The sequence below is a fragment of the Clostridium sp. AF37-5 genome (assembly GCF_003477605.1).
GTDB lineage: Bacteria > Bacillota > Clostridia > Lachnospirales > Lachnospiraceae > Eubacterium_F.
Genome location: NZ_QUDR01000035.1, coordinates 1 through 12,338 on the forward strand (window position 1 = coordinate 1; position 12,338 = coordinate 12,338).

The following is a 12,338-nucleotide window of genomic DNA, read 5'->3' on the forward strand; positions in this document are numbered from 1 at the left end:
ACAGGCTTATAGCCGCAGAGGAAACCACCAGCTGAGCTGGTGGTCATGATTTTCGTTATTTAATTTTACCTTGTTTATGACGTTTGAAGAAATCCCTTGTTTCTTTTGCCACGACACCACTTAGGGCAAAAATAGCAATCATATTTGGAATTGCCATCAAACCGTTAAAGATATCGGCAATTGTCCACACGGCACTGACCGTCATATATGGACCGATAAATACGGCAAGAATGTAAATCCAACGGAAAATTTTTACATGTTTCATATTGCCGCCACTCAAATATTCCAAACAGCGCTCGCTGTAATAATCCCAGCCAAGAATTGTCGTAAAGGCAAAGAATACAAGGCAGAGCATTAAGACAAATGCGGAAACTTCAGGAGGGAACGGAAGTCCTTTCTGAAAAGCATAGGTCGTAACGCCGACACCCTCAAGTCCTTTTACCTGCCATGCACCGGTTAATACAATGGATAAGCCGGTAAGTGTACAAATAACAATGGTATCAATAAAGGTTCCTGTCATGCTTACAAGACCTTGACGGACAGGTTCTTTTGTCTGTGCGGCAGCTGCGGCAATTGGTGCACTACCAAGACCGGCTTCATTTGAGAAGATACCACGTGCAACACCTTTTTGCATAGCGACAAACATACTTCCGACGACACCACCGGTAATTGCTCTTGGCGAGAAAGCCGCTTCTACAATTACAGCAATGGCACTTGGCACAGCAGTGATATTGGTAACAATTAAAATGCCTGCAAACAGGAAATAAATTATTGCCATAAATGGCACGATAACCTGACTAACACTAGCAATTCGTTTGATTCCACCAATCAAAACGGAAGCAACGCAAAACGCCAAAACTAATGATGAAATCACAACGGACCAGGAGTACTCACCTAAGAATGGCAGATTTACACAGTGTGCATTGGCTGAATCAAAAAAGCCGTGAACGGCACTGGAAATACCATTTACCTGACTGAAAGTTCCAATTCCGAAAAGTCCGACACATACGCCAAAGAAAGCAAATATTTTGGCAAGCCATTTCCATTTTTTTCCCATACCTTGTTCTATGTAATAAAACGGACCGCCAAGGCTGTGACCGTCTTTTGCGACAACACGGTATTTTACAGCGAGGAGACCTTCGGCAAATTTGGTCGCCATGCCGAAAAAGGCAGCGACAATCATCCAAAAAAGAGCACCCGGTCCACCTGCACCAACAGCAGTTGCAACGCCGACGATATTACCGGTTCCAATCGTCGCGCTTAGGGCTGTACAAAGGGCAGAAAAACTTGAAATTTCTCCCTCACCGCCTTCTTCGTTTTTTACCATCCATTTTAAGGCAAGTGGCAGTTTTCGAAACTGCATTACGCCAAGACGCACAGTTAACAAAATACCGCCGGCAAGAATTAGTACCATAAGGGGAATACCCCAGACAAAATTGTCAATATTAACTAGAATATCATTGATTGTTTTCCACATTCGTTTTATCCTTCCTCTTTTTGTTAAAATAGCATTACTTTTATACTATATCGTATCTTTTAGGTTCTCGTCAAGCATCATACCTAAGTTGTTTGTGTCAAATGTTCGCTCTCACTCGTTGAGTGCGTAACGGTATGGGCACTGAAAATACCAGCCGCAAATTCTTGATACATGGCAGTTCTTTTAATGTAAGTAAGTGCCTTATGCAACCTTAACCTTTATAAAAAGTGAAAAGCGTTGCATGAATTTTGAAAAGATGTGTCTGAAAACAACCAAAAGCAGAAATTTCTCTCGAAAGAGTTGCATTTGCCCTGTGATTTTCTCTAATAAGGGCTGATAATGGGGCAAATATGCAACCCTATAAGGCAAATCAAGTAAAAAGCGTTGTTTTGGCTCGATATTGCGCTTAAGTCACCCCGATTGTGCCAAATATTTGATACAAACCATACCGGATTCGTTTTGGTAATTTCGCAAAAGTTATGGTAAAATGGAGAGCAGAGAAGAGGAGGCGCGTGCATGATAAACAGTTATCGTTTTTTTCAAAATAAGGAGTGTGAATATTTTCCCTGCCACAAGACGGAAAACGAGGAGGAGTTTAATTGTTTGTTCTGTTATTGCCCGTTGTATCGTGAAAAAAAGTGCATTGGAAATCCGGTTTGGTTTTTGAATGCGAAGGGACAGAAAATGAAAGACTGCAGTCAGTGTGAGGTGATACATCGCCCGGAAGCTTATGACAAGGTAATGCAGCAATTACAGAGGCAGGATGAAATAATTTCTCTAAATATCGGAAACCTCAGGGAAGAAATTTGGGAGCGTATGGCACAGATTGCTTCGTGGGATCAGATGGATAAGAGAACACACAGACAGCATAAAGGGATGGCAGTTAGCAGCATTGGAGAAATTCTGGAAAGGAATAAATATTTGTACCGTGTTTTGATTCTTTTGCAGCCGTTTTCGGGGCAATGTGTAGAAGATGGCTGGTTTTCTTTTGGAAATGATAAGATGCAGTGCCAGGTGCTGTCACGCATTGACAGGAGACAGGTTGAAACCGGTTATTTGTATGCATTTCATGCACCGGAATATGAAGTAGAAGAAAGTAAGGCACTTTTAACACAGTATTACTGGGAAATTTTTCAAATCGCTTGTTTGGATGTGGTAAGAGAGTGGCTGCGGGAGTATTTGCAGCGGAAGCACAGCGTGTATGAAAAACGGTTTTGTAGCCCTGCTTTTGGCGCAGGTTTTTATGGAATGGAGTTATCTGCATCAGAGAAAATGCTGCAATTAATGGATGCTGAAAAAATTGGAGTTTCATGGGATGGTGGAAAAATGAAACCACAAATGAGTGTGGCAGGTGTGTACCTGATTAGCAGAAAAGATATTTTGTCAGACTGCAGGGATTGTGCAAACTGTATCGGGCAGCAGACAGGCTGTGCATTTTGCTGTAACAATCCGAAAAAAATGAGTTGATACATGTGGCGAAAAATGATAAAATAAAAAATAGTTTTTATGTGGTTAAAAAGGGTGGAAAATTGCATAACAGAGAAGAAGGACGATTGATTTGAATATTTTATCACTGGAACATTTGACACATTCATATACGGAAAGAAAACTTTTTGATGACGCCGATTTTTATCTTCATGAAGGGGATAAGGTAGGTGTAATCGGAATCAATGGAACCGGCAAGTCGACTTTGCTGAAAATTATGGCAGGGCTGGAGACTCCGGATGAAGGACAGGTTATACAGGCATCGAATCTGATGATTCATTATCTGCCTCAGAATCCGGAATTTTCGGAAGAGGACACGGTTTTACAGAGTGTTCAGAATATGGTGCATCACCATGCCAATGAAAATGAATTGATAGCGGCTAAGGCAATGCTTACAAGGCTTGGTATTACAGACTTTGAACAGAAGACAAGAGAGCTTTCCGGTGGACAGAGAAAGCGTCTTGCACTTGTTTCCGTGTTGATTACTCCATGTGATGTGCTCATATTGGATGAGCCGACAAACCATTTGGACAGTGAGATGGCAGATTGGCTGGAAAACAAGCTGAAAGCCTTTCGAGGGGTCTTGGTTATGGTGACGCATGATAGGTATTTTCTGGATTCCGTGACAAATAAAATCATAGAGCTTGACAAAGGGAAAATATACAGTTACGACGAAAAATATTCTGGGTTTCTGCAGCGAAAGGCAGAGCGGGAAGAAAGTGTGCGTGCCAGTGAGAGAAAACGTCAGAGTATTTTGCGCAAGGAGATTGAGTGGATTTCGCGTGGTGCCAGAGCTCGTTCGACGAAACAGAAGGCACACATCCAGCGATACGAAGCACTGAAAAATCAAAAGGCACCGGAAGTTGATGAAAAACTCCAGTTAAGCAGTATTTCATCCCGTATGGGAAAAACGACAATCGAAATTGAAAATGTATCAAAAGCTTATGGTGAGAATACATTGATACGTGATTTTTCTTATATATTTCTCAAACATGACCGGATTGGTTTTGTTGGGAAAAACGGCTGCGGCAAGACGACATTAATGAAAATGATTGCCGGCCGGATTGAGCCGGATGCCGGCAGTATTAAAGTTGGACAGACGATTCGGATTGGTTATTATACACAGGAAATCGAAAAGGAAGAATCCGCGGGAATTGCTTATATGGATGCGGATGAAAAGGTGATTGATTATATTAAAAACACGGCAGAATTTGTGCGCACCAGTGATGGGCTTGTCTCGGCATCTGCCATGCTGGAGCGCTTTTTGTTTCCGCCTTCGCAACAGTATAGTGCCATTGGTAAATTATCCGGTGGTGAAAAAAGAAGGTTAAATCTTCTCCGCGTGCTGATGGAGGCGCCAAACGTACTTATTCTTGACGAGCCGACAAATGATTTGGATATTGAAACGATGACAATTTTAGAGGATTATTTGGATGACTTTGACGGAATTGTTATCACAGTTTCACATGACCGGTATTTTTTGGACCGTATTGTAACCCGCATTTTTGCTTTTGAAGAGAATGGTGCAATTCGCCAGTACGAAGGCGGTTACACAGATTATGTGAAAAAGCGTCCGGCGAGTACGGAAAATTCTTTCGACGGAAAAACTAAGAGCCATACCGGTAACAAAGAGGCACACAGGGCGTACAAAAACCGTGAGAAAAAACTTAAATTTTCTTATCAGGAACAGCGTGAATATGAGACCATCGAAGAGGATATTTCTGTGTTAGAGACGACCATTGAAACACTCGATAAAGAAATGGCGGAGAATGGCACAGATTATGTCAAACTTCGCGAGTTATCCGAGAAAAAAGAAGAAGCAGAGGAGCAGTTGATGGAGAAAATGGAACGCTGGGAGTATTTGGAGGAACTGGCGGAAAAGATAGCAAATCAGTAGAAGGTAACATTAAGGACACTGTGTATTCAAGTTGTGTAACATATTTTCACATGTATTACTTATAAAAAGACATTCTCTATTTTTGTATTTATGATAGCATTATATATAGCATTAATCAAATAAAAAAATGGAGGTATGGTTATGAGGAGACAGATAAAGAGAGTTGTGGCGACATTGCTGACGGCATCGTTGATTGTTCCTATGTGTTATGGAAACAAAGTTTCTAATGCTGAAATGGTGAAAAAGAATGTTACAGCAACTGCAGTTGATGAGGATGGTTCAGATGGGCTGACAGAAATCACAGAATTGCATGCAGCATCGGTAGATAATAAAATAGAAGTTCGCATATGGAAGAATGAGGAGGGGAAAATTTTTTATTCTGCATACCGGAATGGACATGTTACGTTGAAATGCGTACCACTTGGCATTGTGACGAAAAGTGTTGATTTATCTACTGGTCTGCAGGTGGATGAGGAGTCATATGAACTTAAAAAGGGAAAAGAAGAGTATGATTGGTACCAGGGAAGTAAAAAACATGTAAATAAAGAATATCAGGAAATGTCATTTGTGGTAACAAAAGAAAATGCAAAAATGCAGGTGATTTTCCGTATTTTTGAAGATGGTATTGGATTTCGTTATGTTGTGGATGGAGACACGACAACACAAAATGAGAAAACAGTGATTACCAGTGAAGTAAGTTCCTTTGAATTTCCTATGGATGGAAGAGTATGGAATGCCGACTGGTACAGTTCAACTTACGAGCCGGGCTCTTATTCGACAAGGACAATGACCCAGGTAAAGAATGCAAATGGAGATGTTCCACCTGCAATTCTCTCTCAAGTGGCGAATGGGAATGGTTCCTGCTATATGCTTTTAACTGAGGCAAATGTGTATAACGAGAAAAAACCTTATTGTGCAACTATTTTTCATACAAATCAGGGAAGTGCTGCCTATAAAGTTCAGTTTAGTAAATATTTAAAGCAGGAGCAGGACCCAGAGTATGTTGGTAAGACTTTTAAGGCGGAATACCTGCCAATTGAGAGTGTTACAATGGAGAATGAATTTCATACACCATGGCGTGTATGCATTATGACGGATACATTAAATGATTTGACGAACAGTTCGTTGGTTTCTGACCTCAATCCGGCAGCAGAGGGAGACTTTAGCTGGGTAGAACCAGGTACAGCATCTTGGTCCTGGTGGTCAACAGGAGATCCGATTGAATATCAGTCTTTGTATGATTATATTGACTATGCGGAAGAAACAGGACAGAAGTATTGTCTTGTTGATTTTGGATGGGAAAACTGGAAGGACAGTTCCGGAAAATTGGATTATGAAGAAAAGTTAAAGAAATTATGTAAGTATGCCAATGAAAGAAACGTAGGAATACTTGTCTGGTATGGAGTAAAGAAACGAGACGGTGCACATCGGGTAGACCTTGATAATCCTGAAACTATTGAAAAAGAATTTGCATGGTGCGAAAGTCTTGGCGTTAAAGGTGTTAAAGTTGATTATCTTGAGAGCGACAGTCAGTGGGCGATGAAAGATATGTATGATATTGCATCCATTGCGGCGAAACATAAATTAGTTGTAAATTATCATGGTTGCACAGATCCAAATGGCGAGAACAGAACATTCCCGAACATTTTATCGAGTGAGGCTGTACAAGGAAGTGAGTACTTCAAGTGGGGAAATGGTTCGCCTATAGAGACTCTTCTTACTTTGCCTTATACGCGTAATGTAATCGGTTCCATGGAATTTACACCGGTTGGAATGAGTGTGAAAAATTGTAAGGCGACGAATGGTTTCATGCTTGGAATGACAGTTGTCTATGAATCGGCAATGCAGACGCTGGCACATTCCTGCCACGTATATCCGGGGTATGGTGGTTTGTCATTCCTTACAGATATTCCATCATCCTGGGATGAGTCTGTTTTGTTGGAGGGGTCTGAACCACGCAAAGTAGCAATTCGTGCAAGAAGGAGTGGCGAGCGTTGGTACCTCGGTGCTATGACAGCTAAAGAAGATAATTATGAAGCAGACCTTTCTTTTTTGGATGCAGGTGTAAAATATTATGCGTATGTTTATACGGATAATTCTGATAATTCCAACATTCAGATGGAGAAAAAAGAAGTAACTTCCAAGGATAAACTCACACTGCCACTTAAGGGAAACGGTGGTGCAGCTGTCATTTTCAGCAAGAAAGATGATTTGAGATTAACATCTTATGATAATTACAACTATTTTGAGGCAGAGAATGCAAATCTTGGTCTTGGCAACAAAACACCGACAACTGCTCAGTATGTTTCCAATAAAGCTTATATCGGAAAAATACGTGGAGTGCAAAACCGTGTTAAATTTGAAAATATCGAAGCTCCGGAAGCTGGTATGTATGACCTGAAGCTCTACGTGGTAAGTGGAAGCAAAAAGAAACTTAGTATTCGTACAAACCAATATGAATCAGTACAAGTAACTGATATTGTGGGGATTTCCGGTAATAGTTCTGCAGTAGGGTGTGTGTCCACCCAGGTTTATTTAGACAAAGGAAAGAATACAATTTATGTATATAATCCGACAGCTCTTGGTCCGGGACTTGATCGTATTGCTATATCAAAGACAAAAACAGCAGATGCTGCAGTTCCTAAGATAGCTACAGATTATCCGGAATTATATGCGGATTATCCAGGAACTACATCTACTCCGGAACCTACTGCAACACCTGTGCCTACGACAGCGCCTGTTGTAACTCAAACTCCTGCATTGACAGCAGTTCCAACACAGGTACCAGTTCAGAAATCAACTCAGAAAGTAACTCAGAAAGTAACAAAACCTGGCAAAGTAAAAGGTCTGTCAGTGAAGAGCACTTCTAAAAGGAAGATGTTTGTAAAATTTGCGAAGATTAAAAATGTAAAGGGGTATCAGATATCATATAGCACAAATAAAACATTTAAGAAGGCTAAGAAGGTTACAGTTTCTTCTAATTCAAAGACAATTAAAAAACTGAAATCGAAAAAAATGTACTATGTACGCGTTCGTGCTATACGCAAAAACAAACAAAAAACATTGTATGGAGCATGGAGTGCTAAGAAAAAGGTAAAAATAAAATAATCTTTAATAAACAATATACCATTTCAAGAGTTGACAATGATACTTTTGAAATGGTATTGTTATTTTAGGAAGAGGAGATGATACTTATGGAGATGCCAGAAGATGGTGTTTGGTGGTTGAATTACAGCCAATATGAAGACTTACGTCTTTATGAAATAGGAATTCAGAGATGTGCTCCTTCATATTCATTTGGACCGATCATACGCGACCGGTATATATTGCATTATGTATTTGAAGGAGAAGGGGTGCTCCGAATTGATGATAAAGAGTTTAAGGTAAAAAGTAACAGCTTTTTTTTGCTACCGCCGGATGTGCTTGTTCAGTATCAGGCGGATGAAAAAAAACCATGGCAGTATGCATGGATTCATTTTCATGGATTTAAGTCAACAGAAATTGTGAGAAGTATTGGGATGACAAGAAAAGAACCAGTTTATGTACCGATAGAAGAGAACAGCCAATTAAAGGATGCTGTTATAAATTTAATTATGTATAAAGAAAATGAATATGCATGTATAGGGTATATGTATATATTGTTTGATAAAATGAATCGGTGGACGCGGCATGTTGAGAAGAAAGCAGGAACGAATCTGCGGACAATGAATTATATGAGAGAAGCAATTCAATATATAAATACGAAGTATTGTGAATCGATCATGGTGCAGCAGATAGCGGATCATTGCGGTGTGGATCGGGCATACTTAAGTAAAATTTTTAAATATGCGACCGGTAAAACGTTGCAGGAATACCTGATACAATTTCGGATAAAACGGGCAAAACAGTTGTTAAAAGATACCGATTTGTCGGTAAAATATGTCTCATACTCTGTTGGGTATAATGACCCCTTCACTTTCTCAAAAGTGTTTAAAAAACAAGAGGGAGTTTCACCGTCAGTGTGGAGAAAAAATCATAATAATTATACATAAGTTATACATTGTCAGATCTTGATTATGATACAGAAGATGTTGTTGACCGACTGAAAGAATTAAAAGTTGAAGAGCACGCGGAAAGTAACATTGAAAAAAATCTTCCGATAGACAAAAGTTACAGAATAAAGACTACGGAAGGAGTAGCGTCATCCAACGCAGAGGCAGCAGGTCTTATACTTCCGAATTATGGTTCAAGTACCTCTTCTTATGTGGAAGAAATAGAAGAAGGCGGCTTTTTTCGAATTGAGGCGTTAAAAGGAAAAGTTTACATTGAGACTTATAGTGCAGATTATAAGCTGCTTTCTACCAAAAAGATTAAGTTTGAACTGCCTAAATTTGGAGGATATTTTAAAGGTAAAGATGCACGGTATATCGTGTTTGGACAGAATAACCATGAATCGGATAATACAAAAGAAGTTGTCCGGGTTGTCAAATATGATGATGACTGGAACAAACTTGGACAGTGCAGTATAACAAGCAAAAATGTATATGAGCCTTTCGCAAAAGGTCCTTTGCGTATGACAGAAAATGACGGAATCCTTTATATCCATACATCAAGGTATATTTACTGGGATGCTGCAGCGGAGCCGGAAGAGATTCATCATGAAGTAAATCTAACTTATGCGGTGGATGAAGACAGTATGGAATGTGTCATGAATGAAGCTCCGGGTGACTGGGTTTCCCACTCTTTTGCCCAGTTTATTCTTTCAGATGGCGAGTCTGTATACCGTTTAGATCTTGGAGATGGTAATCCCCGTGCTGTTAATCTGGCAAAATCGGTTGTTTACAAGGAGCCGGACGATGTATGGACATGGTATGGGAAGACAGAGACCCGTTCCCTCTTAGATATTATAGGAAGCTATGGCGATAATGTAACCGGTGTATCGCTGGGAGGTTTTGAACTTATGAACGATGGCGATACACTTATTACTTCCGGTTCTTCTATTGTTCAGGATTCCTCTGTCACAAAAACGTCGATGGAAAAAGCACACAGAAACATCTTTGTAATTACCATGAATAAAAAATTTAATGAGTCACCTAAATTAAATTGGATTACCGATTATAAAGAAGAAGATGGAATTACCATTTTGAATCCACAGTTAGTAAAGGTAGAAGATGGATATTATATGTTCTGGCAGGAATATTATGTAGAACGGGAGACAGACCTCTGGGTGACAAGAGTTGCAAAACTCAACGAGGATGGAAGTCTCGATGGAAAAATTCACAAGATTCGTGCATATTTGTCAGACTGTAAACCAATTGTGACATCGGATAATCACTTGTTCTGGTATACAACGATGAATGATAATGCACCGACATTTTATTCTCTTGATATGAACAGGCTGGATGACTATGATTTTAACGGACGTATATTTGCAGACGCGTTTGAAATAAAACTTTCGCAGTATACATATACAGAAATTAATGATCCATCAAGAATGCATGCATATAAGCCGGACGTGACGGTATATTTTAAAGGAAAAAAGTTAGTAAATGGACAGGATTACACTTATAGGTATGAAGATAATTATACACAGGGAACTGCCTATGTGGATGTTACGGGAAAAGATTTCTTTGTAGGAACGCAGAGAGTTTCGTTTGAGATACTGCCGCCGGAAGAAGACCCGCCATATCAGGAACCATCGTGGTGGGGAAATGGCGGTCAGGCGACAAGCAAGCCGACCGCAACCAAGAAACCAACGGCAACGAAGAAACCAACAGCAACAAGGAAACCGAGTACAAAAACAGTGAGAACCGGTACAGGTGCGGTTATAATCAAGGGCACGGGAACTTCTGCAGCAACCCCTAAAAAGGTAAAGGGTGTAAAGGTTTCAAATTTAAAAGGTAAAAAAGTTGTAGTATCATGGTCCAAACAGCAGGGAATGTCCGGATATCAGATACAGTATGCAAAAAATAAGAAATTTACGAAAGGGAAAAAGAAGTTATCTGCATCCAGAACTTCGGCTTTTCGGATAATAACAAAATTTAAGAAAAAAACATATTATTTCCGTGTGAGAACTTATAAAATCTCAGGTGGACGTAAAACCTATGGTAAATGGAGTAAAACCGTCAAAGTAAAAATAAGAATATAAATGCGCATGGGGGAGAATTAGGACCGGTTTTTGCTGGTCCTTTTCGATTGCATCATTGCTATGCTTAATTATATCATGGTTGTGTGAATTCGCCAATAATATAAAAAATCGCCATTTTAATCTACTATATTATATATAGAAGAAAACAGCAGAGAGAATTTTTGAGGTTTATTAAAGAGGAATGTCGAGGTGTAAAAGCTGAAAAATTACACCTTTTTTACACCTTTTGCGAAAAAAGAAATGGCAAAATATAAGGTGTAATGAGAAAAAATTAAAAATTATATATTGTTTCAATATTATTGATGTGTACAGAACTTTTGAGTATTGAAAGGTATTAAAAGGATATGAAAAATTATGATTAGAGTATGTTTCATCTGCCACGGCACTCCAGTTTTATGATAATGCATACCTTCGCAGACTGGGGCAACACAGGGCAGAATATGATGAAAAGCCTTGCAATTACTACGGTTTCGACTACTAAGGCACATGGGCAGATTTGGATAAAGGCAAAGGTGTGGGGAGAAATCCTTAGTAGTAAGGGACTACTAAGCGATGGCACATATATAAAACTTTGAACGTAAAAAAGCTACAATTGTTGGTAGTAAGACTACCGGGATTGTGGCTCCTTTGCATATAAATAAAGAATATGGCTTATTATCCGTAACCTTAAAAATACAGTTGGAATATAATATATTGGGCAAATATTTGATTTTTTGCTATTGTAACAATATGGAGAAATGAATATTTTTTATATTTATTCACCTTGACTTATAAAACATTTGGAGTGATAAATTGGATGGACTAATGGCTAGGGAGATAGTTAACATGGAAGAAACAAAGAGTAAAAGAATAGAGATGCTGAGATTTCTTATACATCTGTAGTTGCCGTGAAACAGAAAGATGGAACATTTGTCGATCATACCGATGATAAGATCATTATGGTGGATGAGCAGACGCATATCCAGCTTTTGAAACTGGACAAGGAGACAGGACAGGCTCTTGGTGGTGCAAAGTTTGTTGTAACCGATTCCAAAGGGAATAAAGTGATGAAATTTGTTACAAAAGATGATGCTTACGACATCATCGGCAAACTGGTCGTTGGAGAAACCTACACCTTTACAGAGGTTTTCGATCCATCCGGTTATCAGTTGGCAAAACCGGTACAGTTGACAATCAAAGACACTGGAAAGGTGCAGACAGTGACCGTTAAAGATACACCGATTTACACCACAGACAGGTGGAAACATGCCAATACTTCCGATTGCGGCAGGTGAAATAATTATACCCACAATGGACTGTTGTATCTGTATACCCCGGACGGGGAACAGAAAAGCCGGTGGATCCAGATGATC

7 protein-coding genes are annotated in these 12,338 nt (G+C 39.6%); 6 read left to right on the forward strand and 1 reads right to left on the reverse strand.

Features of this window, described 5'->3' with window-relative positions; all coding sequences use genetic code 11:
* Positions 1-55: 55 nt before the first annotated feature.
* Positions 56-1,477, reverse strand: coding sequence for an alanine/glycine:cation symporter family protein (locus DW019_RS14270; protein ID WP_118443999.1), 1,422 nt, complete (start codon positions 1,475-1,477; stop codon positions 56-58).
* A 516-nt stretch (positions 1,478-1,993) separates the two neighbouring features.
* Here DW019_RS14270 and DW019_RS14275 point away from each other — a divergent pair.
* From DW019_RS14275 to DW019_RS14300, 6 genes are all read left to right on the forward strand, one after another.
* Positions 1,994-2,944 carry a cysteine-rich small domain-containing protein gene (locus tag DW019_RS14275; RefSeq protein ID WP_118444000.1) on the forward strand — a complete coding sequence of 317 codons (951 nt, stop codon included), beginning with the start codon at positions 1,994-1,996 and terminating at the stop codon, positions 2,942-2,944.
* 91 nt (positions 2,945-3,035) lie between these two features.
* Entirely contained in the window at positions 3,036-4,859 is a 1,824-nt protein-coding gene (locus tag DW019_RS14280; RefSeq protein ID WP_118444001.1) for an ABC-F family ATP-binding cassette domain-containing protein, read from the forward strand.
* A gap of 141 nt (positions 4,860-5,000) precedes the next feature.
* Positions 5,001-7,967 carry a glycoside hydrolase family 97 catalytic domain-containing protein gene (locus DW019_RS14285; RefSeq protein WP_182431159.1) on the forward strand — a complete coding sequence of 989 codons (2,967 nt, stop codon included), beginning with the start codon at positions 5,001-5,003 and terminating at the stop codon, positions 7,965-7,967.
* A gap of 86 nt (positions 7,968-8,053) precedes the next feature.
* On the forward strand, positions 8,054-8,890 hold the full coding sequence (locus DW019_RS14290; RefSeq protein ID WP_181975001.1) for an AraC family transcriptional regulator: 837 nt from the start codon (positions 8,054-8,056) through the stop codon (positions 8,888-8,890).
* A gap of 8 nt (positions 8,891-8,898) precedes the next feature.
* Entirely contained in the window at positions 8,899-10,986 is a 2,088-nt protein-coding gene (locus DW019_RS14295; RefSeq protein WP_118444003.1) for a hypothetical protein, read from the forward strand.
* 887 nt (positions 10,987-11,873) lie between these two features.
* On the forward strand, positions 11,874-12,260 hold the full coding sequence (locus tag DW019_RS14300; protein WP_118444004.1) for a SpaA isopeptide-forming pilin-related protein: 387 nt from the start codon (positions 11,874-11,876) through the stop codon (positions 12,258-12,260).
* The last annotated feature ends 78 nt before the right edge of the window (positions 12,261-12,338 follow it).

What these genes read in the sequence shown, in the direction of transcription:
- DW019_RS14275 (WP_118444000.1), top strand. Translation starts at nt 1,994, where the DNA reads ATGATAAACAGTTATCGTTTTTTTCAAAATAAGGAGTGTGAATATTTT.
- DW019_RS14285 (WP_182431159.1), top strand. Translation starts at nt 5,001, where the DNA reads ATGAGGAGACAGATAAAGAGAGTTGTGGCGACATTGCTGACGGCATCG.
- DW019_RS14270 (WP_118443999.1), bottom strand. Translation starts at nt 1,477, where the DNA reads ATGTGGAAAACAATCAATGATATTCTAGTTAATATTGACAATTTTGTC.
- DW019_RS14290 (WP_181975001.1), top strand. Translation starts at nt 8,054, where the DNA reads ATGGAGATGCCAGAAGATGGTGTTTGGTGGTTGAATTACAGCCAATAT.